Origin of the sequence: Roseovarius indicus (assembly GCF_008728195.1) — a bacterium.
Taxonomy (GTDB): Bacteria; Pseudomonadota; Alphaproteobacteria; order Rhodobacterales; family Rhodobacteraceae; genus Roseovarius; species Roseovarius indicus.
The window spans coordinates 2548493-2567909 of the sequence record NZ_CP031598.1 but is presented as its reverse complement, the minus strand read 5'-3'; the positions used below and the strand labels follow the sequence as shown (position 1 = coordinate 2567909).

The window sequence follows — 19417 nt, the reverse complement described above, 5'->3', positions numbered from 1 at the left end:
TCGACGGGCCGCCCCGACGGCACGGCGATTTGGCAACTGGAGTGCCACGCGCGAAGGGTGGATGTACTTGGCAGACATAAACTGCCCTTCACCAACGTCGGTTCGCCGCACCACGGCCCGCCGATGCGCGGCTCCTCACCGTCGGGTGGGAAAGAGCGGTCAGACCCACGAAGCCGCCCTCCACCCCTGTGCCGCCCCGGCCCGGTTCCCACCCAGAACGGCCCCCATCTTCTAACTGTTGCCTGAAGCCCGGTTTCCAACATACTTGGGCCAGTCAGAGGGGGTCGAATTGAGACGCGAGGCAACCTGTTCCTGCGGCAATCTGAAAGTCCTGTGTCATGGTGAGCCGGAATTGGTCTCCCTGTGTCACTGCCTTGCCTGCCAGAAACGAACGGGTTCCGCATATGGGATCGCCGCGTTCTTCCAAAAGACAAACGTCCAGGTTCTCGGGCCTTACAAAACTTTTCACCGACAGTCGGATACCGGTTTCGGACTGGCGTTTCACTTCTGTGGCGATTGCGGGTCTACGGTGTTCTGGGAGCCGTCTCGCAAACCCGATATGGTGGCTGTCGGGGCCGGCTCGTTCGGAGATCCGCATTTCCCCGGACCCACCCAGGAAGTTCATACGGAAAGCCGCCATACCTGGGTGAGCGCGCTGCGTCCGCAAGAGTGATTGCCGACAGCATGCCCCGGCTTGTGCCAGTCGCACGGCACCTTATCCGTTAAGGAATTTGCCCCCGGAACGGCCGCCCCTTTCGGGACGGCCGCCCTTGGCAATCGCCGCAGCCCTCACTCGGCCGCGACACTCGCCGCCCTTCCCAGGGGACGCTCAGGGAGGGCAAAGGCGACAGCGATGAACCCAAGCCCCAGGAGGATGCCCAAGACATCGCCGCGCAACGCGATCAGTCCGTCATACCCGGCATCCGGCACCGTCCCCAGCGTCAGCTTGGCGCCGTCCAGCAGGCCCCAGGCCTCCCACGCCGGGTAGGTCACCATGTAGGCCGCAGCCCCCAGCAGACCGCCTGCCACGAAGAACAGCGCGTCGCGCCGCCCCGTGGCCGCCGCCGCAACGCCGGTGCCCGGGCAATAGCCCGCCGCGGCCCAGCCCGCGCCCAGCATCAGCCCGCCGATGAAGACGCCGGTATAGGCGGTCTTCACATCCATGTGGCCCACATCGACCAGCCCGGCCATCTGGCCTGCGAACATCAGGACAGAGCCCGTGCCGATGGCCAGCAGGATGGTCTTCATCAGGTGCAGATGCTTCAGCGACAGCATCTTCCCGATCCAGTTTGGGTTCGTGGCCCCGATCCGGTCGAGCACGGCGCCGAAACCCGCACCGATCACGATGGCAAGAATGATGGTACTCATGGCTCAGCCCTCCTTGCTGTACATCATCATGGAAACGGGGATCGCGGCGAGAAAGGCGGCGGCAGCGAAGATGTAGCCGGACAATGACGTCTGCATCATCCCCGACATCATGTGCCCCGAGGTGCACCCCCCGGCCAGCCGCGCGCCGTAAAGCACGATGAACCCGCCGGCGAAGGCCACGGCATAGCGCTTCCACGGCGTATCCCCGAAATTGGCCTTCCAGATCGCCGGCAACCGGCGCTCCTCGCGCCCGATCCCGCCGCGCAGCAGCGCCGAGCCCGCCGCCCCGGCCATCATCGCCAGCACGAAGACGAAGCTGTAATTCAGCGGGTTGGCCGCGTTCTTGGCATATTTCCCGCCCGACTTCGCCAGGTAGGCATTGGTCGAGGTATAGCCCTCGTCCGCCTGCGTGATCAGGTCGGGGTTGGCGACATCCCCGATCATCGCGTCGAAAATGACGAACTGCGTCGACACCCCGATGGGTTTGACAAGCAGCACCGCCGCAAAAAAGACGAGCCCCAGAAGCAGCCCGCCGGTTTTCCAGTTGAGTGGCATGGTCGTGACCTCATGTCCGATTCAATTATATTCATGTTCGTGAATATAACGACTGCCTATCCCATTACATTGATCCACGTCAATTTGCCGCATGAGGCTCGGCACAAAAAAAGCCGCGGCCGGTGTCCCGACCGCGACTCCAGGCTCTCCGGGGGGCGTGACCCCGGATGCCGGCTTTTACCCGCCGTTCAGAAGCGGCGTGATGTTGCGCACGGCGGCGCGACGGTTCTCGCGAATGTCACCGGTCTCGCGCACCTTCAGGTCGGATTCCCCGTAACCCTGAACGATCAGGTTCGACGCGGGCACGTTGAAATACTCGGTCAGCGCCAGCGCCACCGATTCCGCCCGGCGGTCCGACAGCGCAAGGTTATAGGCGGCGCGGCCCACCGTGTCGGTGTGGCCCTCGACGAGGAACAGCTGCTGCGGGTTCTCCTCGATCGCCTGCCGCATCGCATCGCCAAGCGCCTGCAGCTCCTCGGCCTCTTCCGGCTGGATCACGGCCGAGTTGGTCTCGAAATTGATCGAGTCGAGCGAGATCACCGGCACCTGGTTGCGCACCACGGCGATGTTGCGCACCTGGTTCAGCGAATAGGCGCGGTCCATGCTGCCACTGTTCGCAGCCAGCGCGGCGCGCAGCTGGTCGGTCTCCGACGCGTTGTAATCCACCTGCTGCGCCTGCTGCTGTTCCAGCCGGGTGACGTCGACGTCGCTATACTGGCGCGTGTCGTCGATCAGCACGATCTCCTGCCCGTCGGGCCGGATCAGCGTGCGGCGCAGGATCGCGCCATTACCCGAGCGCACGGTGACGACGCGGCTGCCGTCCTCGTGGTCGATGATGGTGCGGGTCGAGCCGTCATTGTAGGTCTCGGTCTCGACCTGGCTGCCCGGACGGCGCAGAAGCGCGTTGTCGTCGCGGATCACCCGGTACTGGCCGTCCTGCTCGACAACCACCCGGTCGCCGGTGTTGGAGACGACCTGCCCGCCGCCCTCGAAGGACTGGCCGACCATGTAGGCGCCAAGCGCGCCCACGGCGGCCGCGCCCAGAACCTCGGCGAGGTTGTCGTCGTCATCGGCCTGCGCGGCGGCCCGGGCGTTGGCGCGGGCATTCGCACGCCGCTCGCCGGCGGCATCGGTCTGGAACTCCTCGTTCGACGAGCGCGCCTGCTGTTCGGTCACCGTTTCCTGGGCCCGGTCCACAAGCTCGCCCACGCCGCTCAGGGCCGCCGCGCCGGTGTCGGCGGCGGTCTGCGCGGCCTGCTCGGCCTGCTCCTTCGCGCTCAGCTGTTCGACATTGTCCTGCTGCGCCTTCTGCCGCGCCTCTTCCGCCAGGTCCTCGTCGACATTGGCCTGTGCGTTTGCATTGGCATTTGCATCGGCGTTCTGGTTCGCATCGGCATTCTGGGTCGCAACCGCGTCAGCGTCGGCATTGGTCGTGCCATCGTCCTGGTTGTTGTTCTGCAGCGCGTTCTCAAGCTGGTCGGCGGTCTGCTGCGCCTGCTCGTTGCGCTCTTCCGCCCGTTCCTGGCGCTTCTCGACGCGCTCCTGAACCTTTTCCTGCTGCTTCTGAACGCGCTCCTGCACCTTCTGCTGCTGCTCTTCGAGCTTCTGACGCAGGTTTTCGGCCTGGTTGTTCTGGCCACCCTGCTCGGCATTGCCCTGCGCCTGCGCATTGACATTGCCCTCGGCCTGGGCGTTCGCGTTGCCGTCGGCCTGGGCGTTGGCGTTGCCCTCGGCTTGTGCGTTCGCATTGCCCTGCGCCTGCGTCTCGGTATTGGCCTCGGTCTGGGCATTGCCCTGGGCCTGGTTCTGCTGCGCCTGACCGGAATCATCCTGCTGGTTGTTCTGGTTGCCAAGCCCCAGCGCGTTGCCGAGGTTGTCGACCTGCTTGCCAACGCTGTCGGCAGTACCCTCAAGGGTAAGCCCGGTGGTGTCGTTCTCCGCGCTTTGCGCGATCGCTCCATGCGGGGCTGCAAGCCCGATGACCAGTACGATGGCTGTGGTCGATTTGAACCAGTTGCGTTTCATTCTGTTCCTCCAGTCACTGTTACAGCGCACGCGCGTCAAGCGCGCCCGCCGGGGGACGTTCATGTATGCGGAGACAACGCGGGATGTAGAAAAAGGTTTCGGAGCCTAGCGGATTTCCGCCATCAGGCGCGCTTTCTCGCCGGCATCGTCGGGGCGCGAGATCACCTGGGCGAGCTCTTCCAGCGTGGCCACCGAATGCCCCGCTCGAAAGCTGTCGACATGCGGCAGCATGGCCGCGATACCCCGGGCCTTTGGCGCGAATTCATCCCACCGTAACAACGGGTTGAGCCAGATCAGCCGCCGCGCTGACAGGTGCAGCCGCTCGATCTCGCGCGTGAGCGCCTCCGGGTCGTCCCGGTCAAGCCCGTCGGTGATCAGAAGCACCACCGCCCCCTGCCCCATCACCCGCCGCGACCAGTCGCGGTTGAACGCGTGCAGAGAGCTCCCGATCCGCGTGCCGCCCTCCCAGTCCTGCGCCTGCTTGCCCGCCGCCGCCAGCGCGGCATCGACGTCGCGCGTGGCCAGGTGCCGGGTGATATTCGTGAGCTGCGTGCCGAAGGTGAAGGCATGCACCTTCGCCCAGCCCGCCCCCTTGTGATTGGCCACCGCATGCAGGAAATGCAGCACCATCCGGCTGTACTGGCTCATCGAGCCGGAGATATCGCACAGAACCACGAGGTTCGGCCATTTCGGCCGCGGCTTCTTCAGATGGATCCGCCGCATCTCGCCCCCGCGCCGCATCGCGGCACGCAACGTCTTGCGATGGTCGATCCGGTGGCCGGTATGGCTCGCCATCCCCCGGCGCGAGGCGAAGGGCTTCACCGGCAGGGTCAGCTTCGAAAGCATCCGCTTGGCCTGCGCGATCTCCTCGGTGCTCATCTGCTCGAAATCGAGCGTCCTGAGCCGCTCCTCGGTGGACATGGTCAGCGACGCATCCACCTCGATCTCGGTCTCGCCGTCCTGCTCGTCGTCCTCCGGCGTGGGCGCCTCGCGCTCCACCCCGTCGAGCAGCGCCTCCGCCGCCCGCTTCTGCGCGGCCTCCGCCAGCTGCTCCTCCTGCACACCGCGAATGGCGGGCAGCATCATCGCCATCATGTGCTCCATGTAGCGCGGATCGCGCCAGTAGAGCCGGAAGATCTGCGCATAAACCGCCCGATGCTCGGGCCGCGACGTGAAACAGGCGCGCAGCGTGTAGAAGAAATCGTCGCGCGAGGTGAACCCCGCCGCCTCCACCGCCCGTATCGCATCGATCACCCGCCCCGGCCCGGCGGGCAGGCCCGCCTTGCGCAGCGCCCGCGCGAAATGCGTGATGTTGTGACTGAGGCGCGGGGTCTCCGGCAGGTCGAGCGGCGCGATCTCAGGCATGGCGCACGTGGGGGCGCTGCCCCCACACCCCCGGGATATTTCGGCCAAGAAGAAGCATCATGCCGGCTCCAGCCCCGCCTTCGCCTCGTCGAGGATGCGTTTCGCCTCCGACCCCTGCAGCTTCTGGATATCGTCCTGGTACTTCAATATCGCCCCCACCGTATCGGCGATCACCTCAGGGCTGAGATCGACCACATCCAGCGCCAGCAGGCATTTCGCCCAGTCGATCGTCTCGGCCACGCCCGGCTTCTTGAACAGGTCCTCGGTCCGCAACCGCTGGACGAAAGCCACCACCTCGCGGGAAAGCTTCTCCGCCGCCTCCGGGGCGCGGGCCTGCAATATCTCGATCTCACGCTCGAAACTGGGATAATCGACCCAGTGATACAGGCACCGGCGCTTCAACGCATCATGCACCTCCCGCGTCCGGTTCGAGGTCAGGATCACGATCGGCGGCTCGGGCGCGTGGATCGTGCCGAGCTCCGGAATGGTCACCTGGAAATCGCTCAGCGCCTCCAGCAGGAAGGCCTCGAACGGCTCATCCGTGCGGTCCACTTCGTCGATCAGCAGCACCGGCGCGCCCCCCGCCTGCGGGCGCATCGCCTGCAGCAAGGGCCGTTCGATCAGGAACTCCTCGGTGAACAACTCATCGGTCAGCCGCTCGCGATCCACCCCGCCCGCGGCCTCGGCGGCGCGGATGGCGATCATCTGCTCGGCGAAGTTCCATTCATAGACGGCCGAAGACGCATCCAGCCCCTCGTAGCACTGCAACCGAATGAGCCGCCGCCCCAGCCCCGCCGCAATCGCCTTGGCGATCTCGGTCTTGCCGACCCCGGCCTCGCCCTCCAGGAACAAGGGCCGCCCCAGCGTCAGCGACAGGAAAACCACCGTGCCAAGCGCCCGCCCGCAGACATAGCCCTGGCCCGCCAGCATGGCCTGCACCTCGTCGATGGATGAAATGTCGCTCATGTAACTCTCCCCGCTGGCTCAATTACCTGCATCGCCACCCCTCTTCCGTCAAGAGACGCCATCGCCGCAGGAAGGCCGCGCGCCCGCCCAGAACCCTCTTGGATTTTCCAAATTTTCGCCCAAGTTCGAGCCTAGACCGACGCCCGACAAGCCGCGCAAAAAAGCGGCCGCATGCAGGATGTTGCGAAGGACCGAGCAGGATGGACGACACGACGAGCCCGACACGAACCGACCTCAGCGGTCTGGGCTGGGACAGCTGGTGCCAGCGCATGCAGGACGTGGCCGGCGATGACGGGTTCGCCGAACGCCTGGGCGAGCGCCACGCGGCCGTCTTCATCGAGAAGAAACCCGTGCTGCTGGTCAGTTTCGAAAGCTTCGACGCGATCCGCGAGCGCTCCGAGGCCGCGCACCCGGTCGGCTGGGAAATGATGAAGGCGCTGGGCTGGTCCCAGCTCTGCCTCGTCAGCGAGGGCGACACCTGGTTCCGCGACCGGCACGTCTTTGGCTTCTTCGACCGGCTGATCGACGACGGCTTCTTCGAGGATTTCGAACAGGTCATCTTCTACGGTGCCGGCCCCGGCGGCTATGCCGCGACGGCCTTTTCCCTCTCGGCCCCCGGCGCCCGGGTACTAGCCCTGCAACCGCAGGCCACGCTCGACCCCCGCATCACCGAATGGGATGACCGCTTCCGCCCCATGCGCCGCACCGATTTCACCGCGCGCTTCGGCTATGCGCCCGACATGCTGGAGGCCGCCGACAAGGCCTTCATCGTCTACGACCAGGAAAACGAGCTCGACGCCATGCACGCGTCGCTCTTCACCCGGCCCAACGTCACCAAGATCCGCGTCCGCTTCCTCGACACGAACCTCGAGGCGGCGTTCCTGCGGATGCAGGTGCTCTACCGGATGCTGGCCCAGCTCAGCGCCGACAAGCTGACGCCGGTCAACATCGCCAAGCTTCTGCGCGCCCGCCAGAAGGACGCGCCCTACCAGTTCACCCTGCTCCGCCACCTCCAGGCACAGGAACGGCACCGCCTCGTGATCCACCTCTGCAACGACGTGCTGCGCCGGCGCAACGGCCGTCCCTTCCGCAAGGCGCTGACCCATGCCGAGGATCAGCTCGGCATCCGCGAGAACCCGCCCAAGGCCGCCAACGAAGGCTGAGCCGCGCCCTCTGGCCCTGCCCCGCGCGACAGTGTAAAGCCTCGGCCATGACCGACACGCTCACCCTCGCCCGCCCCGATGACTGGCACCTGCACCTGCGCGACGGCGCGATGCTGGCCGCCGTCTGCCCCGAAAGCGCCCGCCATTTCGCGCGCGCCATCATCATGCCCAACCTCGTGCCCCCCGTCGTCACCGGCGCCGAGGCCTCGGCCTACCGCGAGCGCATCCTCGCCGCGCGCCCCGAGGGCAGCACCTTCACCCCCCTGATGACGCTCTACCTCACCGAGGACACCGACCCGTCAGACGTGGTGCAGGCCCATGCCGACGGCATCGTCACGGCGGTCAAGCTCTACCCGGCGGGCGCCACCACCAACTCCGCCTCGGGCGTGCGCGATTTCGACCGCGTCCGCCCCGTGTTCGACGCCATGGCCGAGGCCGGCATCCCCCTTTGCGTGCATGGCGAGGTGACCGATCCCGAGATCGACATCTTCGACCGCGAGGCCGTCTTCATCGACCGCGTGCTCGACCCGGTCCGCCGCGCCACGCCGGGGCTCAAGGTGGTGATGGAACACATCACCACCGGCAACGGCGTCGACTACGTGCTGTCGAACGCCGAGAACCTCGGCGCCACGATCACCACGCATCACCTGATCATCAACCGCAACCACCTCCTCGTGGGCGGGATCCGGCCGCATTACTACTGCCTGCCGGTGGCCAAGCGCGAGGAACACCGCCTCGCGCTGCGCTCCGCCGCCACCTCGGGCGATCCGCGCTTCTTTCTCGGCACCGACAGCGCCCCGCATGTGGACGCGGCCAAGGAAACCGGCTGCGGCTGCGCGGGCTGCTTCACGGCCACCAACACCCTGCCCCTGCTCGCCCATGTCTTCGAGGAAGACGGCGCGCTCGACCGGCTGGAAGGATTCGCCTCCCGCCATGGCCCCGCCTTCTACGGGCTGCCGGTCAATGACGGAACGATCACACTCTCCAAAGGCGAAACGCCCACGGCTTTTCCCGCCAGGATCGATACGGGCGATGGGCCCGTCACGGTCTTCGACCCGGGCTTTGATGTTTTTTGGCACGTCAGCGACTGATTCAACCAAAGTTTACGTTACGTTAGCCGCGAGCGCGCTTTCCTTGAGCGGCGTTCTGGGTAATGTACCCGGGCTCGTGGGGATTTGAGCCAAGACATTGATTTGAAGCCTTTTCGAGCATTCCTGTTCAGTTATTACGGAAGTACCCAAATACCATGTCCACCACCACGATCACCGGCTTTTCGAACACCTATGACAGCGACACCGACAGCATCGTTTCGGTCGACTCCAATGTCGAACTGACGGTCGTCGGCCCCGACGGCACCAGCTTCACCTATTCCGTCGACGACTTCTCGCCCGACAGCCTGCCGCTCATCTCGGTCACTGACGACGCCTATGCCTTCTACATCGACGGCCAGCGGATCCCCGACGATGTCGACGTCTCGCTCGGTCTGGTGACATGGGGCAACGGCAACCAGACCGTCGTGCTCGAAATCAACTACGCGATCCCGGATACCGAGACCGACATCAGCTTCGTCTTCCGCCTCGCCGGCGACCCGCTGCCGACGATCGACACCCCGGCCGATTTCAACGCGCTGAGCAACAGCATCACCAACATCCAGATCGCGCCCTCGCCCTATGCCCCCGGCGACACCATCGTCTGGGCCAGCCTGCCCTCGGCGCAGACCACGCTCGACGACCTCATCATCGACGGCAATAACGGCAACCTGATCGACGGCGGCGCCGGCGACGACACCATCTTCGGCAATGGCGGCAACGACACGCTCTGGGGCCGCGACGGCGAAGACGAGCTCACCGGCGGCCCGAGCGACGACATCCTGAATGGCGGCCCCGATTTCGACGAGGTCCACTACGAGAATGACCCCGCCGGCGTGACCGTCGACCTCTCCACCCGCAGCGCCACCGACGGGTATGGCGGGTCCGACATCCTGCTCTTCAACGAGGCGGTCCGCGGCTCTCTCTTCGCCGACAGCCTGACCGGCGACGAGGGCGAAAACCATTTCCGCGGCCTCGACGGCGACGACTTCATCGACGGTCACGACGGCCACGACGTCGTGCGCTACGACAAGGATGCCGACTACGGCGGCACCGCGGGCGTCACGGTCGACCTCGCCGACGGCTTCGCGATCGACGGCTTCGGCAGCACCGACACCCTGCGCAACATCGAAAGCGCACGGGGCTCCGACTTCAACGACCTGCTGATCGGCGACGCCATGGCCAACCGGCTTGTCGGGCTCGCCGGCGACGACGAGCTCTTCGGCGGCGGCGGCGAAGACACGATCGAGGGCGGCGAAGGCGACGACTTTGTCAAGGGCGGCGGCGGCGCCGACACGATCGACGGCGGCGCAGGCGACGATTACATCTACGGCCAGAACGGCAGCGACGTGATCAACGGCGGCGCCGACAACGACACCATGATCGGCAACAACGGCGAAGACACCATGAATGGCGACGCTGGCAACGACTCGATCAAGGGCGGCTTCAACTGGGACACGATCGATGGCGGCTCCGGCGACGACACCGTCCTCGGCCAGAACGGCTACGACACCGTCTCGGGCGGCCTGGGCGATGACAGCGTGCTCGGCAACAACGGCCGCGACCGGCTCTACGGCAATGCCGGCGAAGACACCGTGCTCGGCGGCAGCGGCAACGACTTCATGCATGGCGGCCCCGACAACGACACGATGATGGGCGGCACCGGCCGCGACACCATCATCGGCGGTTTCGGCGACGACGTGCTGACCGGCGACAACGGCCCCGACCTCTTCGTCTTCAACCCCGATGTCGGCACCGGCGACGACACGATCACCGATTTCGAAGACGGGTTCGACACGATCCTGATCGCCGGCTCGACCGAGTTCTCCGACCTCTCGATAGACGAGATCGACGGCAACACCGTCGTCTCCTGGGAAGGCGGCTCGGTGACGCTCACCGACGTGACCGGCGTGATCGACGAGAACGATTTCACCTTCAGCTGACCGGACCCTCCGGACAGCACGGCCAAAGGCGCGCCCCGGCGCGCCTTTGGTTTTTCAACGGCCCAACCCAGATTTCCCCTTTCGCACGCCATTTCATCTCATTACGGTACGCTCATAGATTGCAATGCCATTTTGAAGGACGCATTTTAGACCATGCCCAAGACCAGTAATCCCGTCACCTTCGCAGACATCATCGGCAACGCCCTCGGCGAAGTCCTGACCGGCACCCCGAACGACGACCTCATCCGCGGCGAGGGCGGCAACGACACCCTCTATGGCGAAGGCGGCGAAGACCGCGTCTATGGCGGCATCGGCGATGACAGCATCAAGGGCGGCGCAGACGATGACGCGCTGCTCGGCGATGCCGGCAATGACACCCTCCTCGGCCAGAACGGCGATGACAGCCTCAAGGGCGGCGCCGATGACGACTGGCTCTACGGCAACAACGGCAACGACACCCTGCTCGGCCAGAACGGAGACGACACGCTCGACAGCAGCAACGGCAATGACAGCCTCTTCGGCAACAACGGCAACGACCGGCTCTACGGCGGCCCGGCCAACGACTGGCTCGACGGCGGCCATGGCGAGGATTGGCTCGAGGGCGGCAACGGGCATGACACGCTGCATGGCGGCACCAGCGACGACAGCCTCGGCGGCGGCTATCAGGACGACGAACTCTACGGCGGCAACGGCCACGACAGCCTCTCCGGCAACCTCGGCGCAGACACCCTTTATGGCGGGGATGGCGACGACATCCTGAACGGCGAGAGCTCCTATTGGTTCTTCCCCGAAGAGGGCGACGACCCCGAACCCTCCGGCATCGGCCAGAACGACCTGATCTATGGCGGCGCCGGCAACGACACGCTCTACGGGCTGTTCGGCGATGACGAGTTGCATGGCGGCACCGGCCACGACAGGCTCTCCGGTGACTATGGCGATGACAGCCTCTACGGCGACGACGGGCACGACCATCTGGACGGCGGGATAGGCGACGACAGCCTCGACGGCGGCCCCGGCAACGACACCCTCCGGGGCCGGTCCGGCGACGACACCCTTGATGGCGGGCTCGGCAACGACCTGCTGCGTTCCGGCGACACCATGAACGGCGGCAGCGGCAACGATACGATCGAAGGCGGCACCCTCGTGACCGGTGGCCCCGGTGCGGATATCTTCCAGACCTTCGGCCTCGATAGCTCCAACAACATGCTGGTCGTCACCGGCATCACGGTCACAGATTTTCAGAACGGCACCGACCTGATCCGCGTTTCTGTCCCCTACGAGGCGTTGACCGTCTCGCAGTCTGGCGGCAACACGATCATCAGCCACGACGGCGCCGAGATCATCACCCTTCTCGGCGAGACCGGCCCCATCGACGCAACCGATTTCGAAATCGACCTCGAGGGGGACGACGGCAGCGACACCCTCATCGGCGGCCCCAACGACGATATGCTCGTGGGCCTGAACGGCGACGATTTCCTCGCCGGCGGCGGCGGCAATGACAGCCTCAGGGGCGACGCCGGCAACGACACGCTCAACGGCGGCTCCGGCAATGACACCCTTCTCGGCGGCGTCGGCACCGACACACTCAACGGCGGCAATGGCAACGACCTGCTCGACGCGCACTCGGCCTTCGACACGCTCAACGGTGGCTTCGGCAACGACACCCTCATCGGCGGCGTGGGCAACGACACCTACACCGGCGGCCCCGGCGCGGATGTCTTCGCCTTCCGCACTATTGACTATGGCGACGACACGATCACCGATTTCGATAACGGCACCGACCTGATCCGCCTCGGAAGCAGCTATCGGCCGGTCGCTTTCGAAGACCTCACGATCGACCAGACGGGCGGCGACACCGTCATCACCTGGGACGCCGCCGATATCACCATCACGCTCGAAGGCGAAACCGGAGTCATCGACGAAAACGACTTCATCCTCTTCTGACACGTCCCGCGTCCCGCTTGATCTCCGCCCGCGCCGGGGGTAGTCCACCTCAACCCCCGGCCCGATCCCCACGCGAGACACATCATGATCCCCAGCAGCTACCCCCCGAAAGACGAAATCGCCCGCCTCACCGCGCGGATGCTGCTCGAGATCGAGGCGGTGCATTTCAACGCCGACGAGCCCTTCACGCTTGCCTCCGGCCTGCCTTCGCCCACCTATATCGACTGCCGCAAGCTCATCTCCTTCCCGCGCATCCGCGCGACGCTGATGGATTTCCTCACCGTCACCGTGATGCGCGACGCCGGCTTCGAGGCCTTCGACAACATCGCCGGCGGCGAGACCGCGGGCATCCCCTTCGCCGCCCTCGTCGCCGAACGTATGGCCCTGCCCATGACCTATGTCCGCAAGAAGCCCAAGGGCTACGGCCGCAACGCGCGAATCGAGGGTGCCATGTCCGAGGGCCAGCGCGTCCTCCTCGTCGAAGACCTCACCACCGACGGCGGATCGAAGCTTTCCTTCGTCGACGCCATCCGCGAAACCGGCGCCACCTGTGCCCATACCGGCGTCATCTTCTACTACGGCATCTTCCCCGAAACCGTGAAAACCTTGGGCGATCACGGGGTTAACCTGCACTACCTCTGCACCTGGTGGGACGTGCTCGCCGAGGCCCGCGAACAGGGCGCCTTTTCCAAAGCCACCCTCGACGGCGTCGAGCGTTTCCTCAACGATCCCCGCGCCTGGCAGGAGGCCCGCAAATAAAATCCTTGCCCCTCGCGGGACTCACGCAAGCGGTTGGGATGCATAGGCATTTTCCCGCCCCGGTGTGACCTGTCAGCCACGCCTTACACCCCAACATCTTGACAGGTGCACCCGCCCGACCTCAAGATATACCCGGAAATCGTTATCCACACGCTTTTCCACAAAAACATACAAGTTGCGCGGCCTCAGGTAACGTTTGTATGACAGCACCCTACAGGTACATGGGGGACATGATGAGCAATGTCGCAAGCTTCAACGCCACCGGCGCTGAAGCCACGGAAACCGAGTCTCTACCGCACTCGATCGAGGCCGAGCAGCAGCTTCTGGGCGCGATCCTGACGAACAACGATGTCTATGACCGGGTCGCCAGCATCATCGGCCCGCACCATTTTCACGAGCCCGTCCACGCCCGCATCTACGAAACCGCCGCCGCCCGCATCGGCAAGGGCAACCTCGCCTCGCCGGTCACGCTCAAGACCTTCCTCGAAGACGATGAAGGCCTCGCCGAGCTGGGCGGCCCCGCCTATCTCGTGCGCCTCGCCGGCGCCGCGATCTCCTCCTTCGCGGCCCGCGACTACGCCCAGATGATCTACGACATGGCGATCCGGCGCGAGCTCATCGAGCTCGGCCACGACATCGCCGGCCGCGCCGCCAAGGCCGACGTCCAGGTCGAACCCCGCGACCAGATCGTCGAGGCCGAACAGAAGCTCTACGCCCTCTCCGAACAGGGCCAGGCCGAACGCGGCTTCCAGAGCTTCCTCAGCGCCGTCAAGGATGCCGTCAGCGTCGCCAACGCCGCCTACCAGCGCGAAGGCGGCCTCGCCGGCATCTCCACCGGCCTCATCGACATGGACCGCAAGCTGGGCGGCCTTCACAAGTCCGACCTCCTGATCCTCGCCGGCCGCCCCTCGATGGGGAAAACCTCGCTCGCCACCAACATCGCCTTCAACATCGCCAAGGCCTACAAGCGCGGCACCCGCAACGACGGCACCGAAGGCGCGATCGAAGGCGGCGTCGTCGGCTTCTACTCGCTCGAGATGAGCGCCGAACAGCTCGCCGCCCGTGTCCTCTCCGAGGCCTCCGAAATCCCGTCCGAGCAGATCCGCAAGGGCGACATGACCGAGGGCGAGTTCCGCAAGTTCGTCGAGGCCGCCAAGACGCTCGAAACCTGCCCGCTCTATATCGACGACACGCCCGCCCTGCCGATCTCGCAATTGGCCGCCCGCGCCCGCCGCCTCAAGCGCACCCACGGGCTCGACGTGCTGATCATCGACTACCTGCAGCTCGTCCGCCCCTCCTCGGCCAAGGACAGCCGGGTGAACGAGGTCTCCGAGATCACCCAGGGCCTGAAGGCCATCGCCAAGGAGCTCGACATCCCCGTCATCGCCCTCTCGCAGCTCTCGCGCCAGGTCGAAAGCCGCGACGACAAGCGCCCGCAGCTCTCCGACCTCCGCGAATCCGGCTCGATCGAACAGGACGCCGACGTCGTGATGTTCGTCTACCGCGAGGAATACTACGTCGAGCGCGAGAAACCCTCCGAGGACCGGCTCGAGGAAATGGCCGCCTGGCAGGAACGCATGGAACGCCTCCACGGCAAGGCCGAGGTCGTCATCGGCAAACAGCGCCACGGCCCCATCGGCACGGTCGAGCTCTCCTTCGAGGGCCAGTTCACCCGCTTCGGCAACCTCGTCAAACCCTGGCAACAGGGCAACGACGCGGAGTTCTGAGAAACCGGTTTTCGTGCTATGCTCCCCCTGACCGCAGGGGGACAGCATCATGGCCAAGGACAACGAACCCGACAGCGCCGCCGACATCCGCGCCAAGCACGCCCGCATGATCAAGGTGTTCGAAAGCCGCCCCGACGCGGCCTTCAGCAGCAAGGCCGCCCAGGCCACGGTGGGCGCCGGCCTGCGCTGCGACTTCACGCAAGGCGACGAAACGGCGGTCATGGACATGCCCGAGATCATGGGCGGCACCAATACCGGCCCCACCCCCGGCTTCTACGCCCGCGCCGGCATCGCCGGCTGCCTCGGCATCGGCATCAAGATGACCGCCATCAACCAAGGGCTCGACCTCGCCGCCATCGACATCGCCATCGAAACCGACTTCGACGACGCGGCGATGTTCGGCCTCGGCCCCAACACCGCCGCGCCCCTGGAAACCCGCCTCGCCATCACCCTCACCTCCGACGAACCCGAAGACGCCCTGCGCGCCCTCGTCGACACCGCCATGAACCGCGACCCGTGGTTCCTCGCCCTGCGCGACGCGCAAAAGGTCGTCACCGACCTCACCCTCACACGCTGATGGACGCCCGCCTGCAACTCCGCGTGCAGCGCTACGGATGGGATGCCGCCGCCACACACTACGAAGACAGCTGGCGCGGCAATCTCGAAGCCGTCCAGCAGCACATGCTCGCCATGGCCGACCTCGCCCCGGGCCAGCAGGTGCTGGAAACCGCCGCCGGCACCGGCCTCGTCACCTTCCCCGCCGCCCGCGCCATCGCCCCCGGCGGCCATGTCACCGCCACCGACCTCTCCGGCGAAATGGTCACCCGCGGCACCACCCAGGCCGCCTGGCTGGGCATCCCCAACGTCAGTTTCGAGCGCCAGAACGCCGAGGCGCTCACCTTCCCCGATGCCAGCTTCGACCGCGCCCTCTGCGCGCTGGGCCTGATGTACATGCCCGACCCCGACGCGGCCCTTGCGGAAATGAAACGCACCCTCCGCCCCGGTGGCCGCGCGGCCCTCGCGGTCTGGGGCGAGCGCCGAAACTGCGGCTGGTCCGCCATCTTCCCCATCACCGACGCCCGCGTGCAATCCGAGGTGTGCCCCATGTTCTTCGGCCTCGGCGCCCCCGGCGCCCTCCGCGCCGCAACCGAAGGCGCCGGCTTTACCGGCTATGGCGAGGCCCGCCTCTCCACCACCCTGCACTTTGCCTCCGATACCGACCTCCTCGCCGCGGTGATCGACGGCGGCCCCGTCGCCATGGCCGCCAAGCGCTTCGACCCCGACACCCGCTCCGACGTCGAAACCGAATTCCTCGCCTCCGTTGCCAGCCACAAAACCGGCGAAGCCTACGCAATCCCCGGCGAATTCGTCATCGCCACCGCCACCGCCTGACCCCCGCAGGCTTGCCAGCCCGGCCCGCATGTTCCAGTCTGACAAAAGGGCGACGGGCGGGGCACGGGCAGCATGAGCACATTCGAAAAGATCGCCGAGGGCAGCAGCGATATCTGCGTGGGGGCCCTGGCCCTTCTCTGGGGCGACCCATCGGGCACCGCCACTGTCGCGGCCGGGCTCGCGGGGCTGGGCATCCTGGGGCTGAGCCTGCGGCGAGGCTGCGCCGAAACCGCCGGCCGCACCGCCGCCGCCCGCACCATTGCCGCCCTGAAAGCCTCGCCTGAGTTTGCCGATGCCGACCTCACCCGCGCCGGGGCCCTGCTGGCCGACCGGCCCAGCCACGCCACGCTCACCCCGCACACCCTCGTCGAGGCCGCCAAGGCCGAAACCGACAGCGCCCGCACCGAAGCGCTGGCCGAGGCGCTCTACGCCCGGATCCCCTTCGACGGCGACGACGCGCGCACTAAGCGCCTGCTCCGGCTGGCCCTGCAATCGGCAATGCGCGCCTGCTACGACAACCCCGAGCTTCAGACCCGCATCACCCGCGAAGTGCTGATCGACACCGCCCGCCAGACGGACGGTGCTGTGGAAATCCTCGAACGGGTCGAGGAAAAGACCGACGAGGTGCTGCGCCGCCTGGGCGGGATCGAGACCGTCCTCGCCACCCTCGAGGCCCAGTCGGCCGGCGATCTGCAACTCATCGCCGGCGCCTTCGGCGCGACCGAAGCCATGAGCAAGCCGGCGCTGGTGGAATTCCTGACCAAGAAAGGCACGGAATACCGCGCCCTCCGGCAGGAGATCGACGCCATCGAGGACGGCTACAAACGCCTCTCCAACCTCAAGACGGCGGCGCGCGAGGCAATCGCCGCCATGCGGCTGGACGAGGTCGAGGAGATCCTCTCGCGCGTGCAGGAAGTGGAACTGGAGGAAGCCGCCAAAACCTCCGAACTCCGCGCCGAAAACGCCCTCCTCCGCGGCCGCACCGACCAGGCCTACCGCATCCTCTCCGCCGCCGCCGACAGCTTCGCGGCAGTGGCCCCGTGGGAACCGGCCCGGCGGCGGTTCGAGTTTGCGATCTCCCTGCGGACCCACGGGCTGCGCTATGGCGGCCCCGGACTGGCCCGGGCCATCGACATGCTGCGCGCCATAGGGCTGGAGGAGTTGCGCTCGGCCGACCCGGTACTCTGGGGCAAAGTGCAGAATAATCTTGCGCTCGTCCTGGGCGACCATGGTAGCCGGACCGGCGGGCCGGAGGGCGCCGCGCTCCTGTCCGAGGCCATCACCGCCGCTCGCGCCGCGCTGACGGTCCGCATCCGCGAGGACCATCCGATGCACTGGGCCGTGACGCAGATGAACCTCGCCATCGCGCTGGCCGTCAAGGGCAAGCGCTCCGACCCGTCCGAGGGGGCGGACCTGCTCGCCCGGGCCGCGACGGCCTGCCGCGCGGCACTCGAGGTCTTCACCCGGCAGGCCCATCCTGTCGACTGGGCCGGGGCTCAGAACAACCTCGCCATCACGCTGAAGGAACAGGGGCTTCTCACAGGCGGGCCCGTCGGCACCCGGCTTCTGTCCGAAGCCGCCACCGCTTACCGTGCGGTGCTTGAGGTCTATACCCGTGCTGATCACCCGATGGGCTGGGCCGTGACCCAGAATAACCTCGCCGTTACACTCAAGGAACAAGGCGGCCGCACCAAGGGCGAGGCAGGGGCCGACCTGCTAGGCCGGGCTGTCGCGGCCTGCCACGCGGCGCTGGAGGTCCGCAAACGCGAACCCTATCCCGTGCAATGGGCCATCACCCGCGAGACCATGGCCCAAACCGAAGAAGCCCTCGCCGGTCACGACACCACCACCGACCAAGTTCCCCATCTGCGCGCCGCGCTGGAGCATGTCGAGGCAGCGCTCGAGGTCTTCGACCCCGATCACATGCCCTTCGACCATAGCGAAGCCACCGCCCTGCGCGACCGCATCCGCGCCCGTCTCGCCCCCTGAGCCCGCCTTTCCGCTTGACCCCTCCGCCCAGACTGTCAAAACCCGTCCCATGGGTACCGGAAAACTGACAATCGATCTCGGTGCGATCCGCACCAACTGGCGCAACCTCGCGGCGATGAACTCGGGCGAAACCTCTGCCGTGGTCAAGGCCGACGGCTACGGCCTCGGCGCCGGCAAGGTGGCGCGCGCCCTGCAAAAGGAAGGCGCCCGCACCTTCTTCGTCGCCATGGCCGAGGAAGGCGCAGCCCTGCGCCAGGAACTGGGGCCAGACCCCGTCATCAACGTGTTTTCCGGCCACATGCCGGGCGATGCCGACATGATTCACGACACCGGCCTCGTGCCGATGATCAACTCCATCGACCAGCTCATCCGCCATGTCGAGGCGCTGCCGGGCCACCCGTTCGGCATCCAGCTCGATTCGGGCATGAACCGGCTGGGGATGGAGCCCGCCGAATGGGGCGCCGTGGCCCAGGTCGCGCTCGAACAGCGCCCCACCCTCCTGATGAGCCACCTCGCCTGCGCCGACGAGCCCGACCACCCGATGAACGCGCAGCAGCTCAAGACCTTCACCGAGCTCACCGACGGGCTCGGCGTGCCCCGGTCGCTGGCCAATACCGGCGGCGTGCTCCTCGGCCCCGACTACCATTTCGAGATGACCCGCCCCGGCATCGGCGCCTATGGCGGCCTGCCCTATATCGACGCGGCCCCCGTGGTCACGCTCGACATCCCCGTCATCCAGTGCCGCAACCTCGTGAAGGGCGAAACCGTGGGCTATGCCAACAGCTTCACAGCCGAGCGTGAAACCCGCATCGCCACCGTCTCGGCGGGCTACGCCGACGGCATCCTGCGCGCCCTCGGGCCCAAAACCCACCTCTACGCGGGCGACACGCCCTGCCCGATCGCCGGCCGCATCTCGATGGACCTGATCGGCGTCGACATCACCGACCTGCCCTCCGGCTCCGACCCGGCCACGCTCGAGCTCATGGGCCGGCACCAGTCGATCGACACGCTCGCCGACAATGCCGACACCATCGGCTACGAGATCCTCACCTCCCTCGGCCCCCGCTATTCCCGACGGTATATCGGCGGATGAGCTGGATCACCGCCTTCCTGGCCGCCATCGGCCGCGCGGT

The 19417-nt window shown here is 66.5% G+C and carries 16 protein-coding genes; 11 read left to right on the top strand and 5 right to left on the bottom strand.

Translation table 11 applies throughout. The features are described from left to right. The first annotated feature begins 238 nt into the window (after positions 1-238). A complete protein-coding gene (locus RIdsm_RS30890; RefSeq protein ID WP_420854120.1) occupies positions 239-673 on the top strand; it encodes a GFA family protein in 435 nt (144 codons plus the stop codon). Between the two features lie 116 nt (positions 674-789). On the opposite strand, the gene RIdsm_RS12020 is transcribed toward RIdsm_RS30890, so the two are convergent. The 5 genes from RIdsm_RS12020 to RIdsm_RS12000 all read right to left on the bottom strand — a co-directional run bounded on the left by RIdsm_RS12020 (position 790) and on the right by RIdsm_RS12000 (position 6279). After that, complete coding sequence (locus tag RIdsm_RS12020) at positions 790-1368, bottom strand: DUF6691 family protein (RefSeq protein WP_057816601.1); 579 nt, start codon at positions 1366-1368, stop codon at positions 790-792. A 3-nt stretch (positions 1369-1371) separates the two neighbouring features. Beyond that, positions 1372-1923, bottom strand: coding sequence for a YeeE/YedE thiosulfate transporter family protein (locus RIdsm_RS12015; protein WP_057816600.1), 552 nt, complete (start codon positions 1921-1923; stop codon positions 1372-1374). A gap of 177 nt (positions 1924-2100) precedes the next feature. Then, positions 2101-3948: an OmpA family protein gene (locus RIdsm_RS30710; protein ID WP_057816599.1), complete on the bottom strand. Its 1848-nt coding sequence runs from the start codon at positions 3946-3948 to the stop codon at positions 2101-2103. A 105-nt stretch (positions 3949-4053) separates the two neighbouring features. Beyond that, on the bottom strand, positions 4054-5313 hold the full coding sequence (locus RIdsm_RS12005) for a vWA domain-containing protein (protein ID WP_057816598.1): 1260 nt from the start codon (positions 5311-5313) through the stop codon (positions 4054-4056). 57 nt (positions 5314-5370) lie between these two features. Further along, positions 5371-6279, bottom strand: coding sequence for an AAA family ATPase (locus tag RIdsm_RS12000; protein WP_057816597.1), 909 nt, complete (start codon positions 6277-6279; stop codon positions 5371-5373). 200 nt (positions 6280-6479) lie between these two features. On the opposite strand from RIdsm_RS12000, the gene RIdsm_RS11995 reads away from it, so the two are divergent. The 10 genes from RIdsm_RS11995 to alr all read left to right on the top strand — a co-directional run bounded on the left by RIdsm_RS11995 (position 6480) and on the right by alr (position 19377). After that, positions 6480-7442: a hypothetical protein gene (locus tag RIdsm_RS11995; protein WP_057816596.1), complete on the top strand. Its 963-nt coding sequence runs from the start codon at positions 6480-6482 to the stop codon at positions 7440-7442. 47 nt (positions 7443-7489) lie between these two features. Next, positions 7490-8533: a dihydroorotase gene (pyrC, locus tag RIdsm_RS11990; RefSeq protein ID WP_057816595.1), complete on the top strand. Its 1044-nt coding sequence runs from the start codon at positions 7490-7492 to the stop codon at positions 8531-8533. 155 nt (positions 8534-8688) lie between these two features. Further along, the gene (locus RIdsm_RS11985; protein WP_057816594.1) at positions 8689-10473 is read left to right on the top strand and encodes a calcium-binding protein; all 1785 of its coding nucleotides are present in this window, start codon (positions 8689-8691) and stop codon (positions 10471-10473) included. 153 nt (positions 10474-10626) lie between these two features. Further along, entirely contained in the window at positions 10627-12417 is a 1791-nt protein-coding gene (locus tag RIdsm_RS11980; RefSeq protein WP_057816593.1) for a calcium-binding protein, read from the top strand. Positions 12418-12501: 84 nt separating this feature from the next. After that, positions 12502-13176: an orotate phosphoribosyltransferase gene (locus RIdsm_RS11975; protein WP_057816592.1), complete on the top strand. Its 675-nt coding sequence runs from the start codon at positions 12502-12504 to the stop codon at positions 13174-13176. Positions 13177-13409: 233 nt separating this feature from the next. Further along, positions 13410-14903 (top strand): replicative DNA helicase, encoded by a 1494-nt coding sequence (locus tag RIdsm_RS11970; RefSeq protein WP_057816731.1) that lies wholly within the window; start codon positions 13410-13412, stop codon positions 14901-14903. 49 nt (positions 14904-14952) lie between these two features. Beyond that, positions 14953-15480: an OsmC family protein gene (locus RIdsm_RS11965; RefSeq protein WP_057816591.1), complete on the top strand. Its 528-nt coding sequence runs from the start codon at positions 14953-14955 to the stop codon at positions 15478-15480. After that, the gene (locus RIdsm_RS11960; protein WP_057816590.1) at positions 15480-16295 is read left to right on the top strand and encodes a class I SAM-dependent methyltransferase; all 816 of its coding nucleotides are present in this window, start codon (positions 15480-15482) and stop codon (positions 16293-16295) included. Before RIdsm_RS11965 ends, RIdsm_RS11960 begins: the two co-directional genes overlap by 1 nt. A 72-nt stretch (positions 16296-16367) precedes the next feature. Beyond that, entirely contained in the window at positions 16368-18284 is a 1917-nt protein-coding gene (locus tag RIdsm_RS11955) for a hypothetical protein (RefSeq protein ID WP_057816589.1), read from the top strand. A 49-nt stretch (positions 18285-18333) separates the two neighbouring features. Next, positions 18334-19377, top strand: a complete 1044-nt coding sequence (gene alr / locus RIdsm_RS11950) for an alanine racemase (RefSeq protein ID WP_057816588.1) — start codon at positions 18334-18336, stop codon at positions 19375-19377. The last annotated feature ends 40 nt before the right edge of the window (positions 19378-19417 follow it).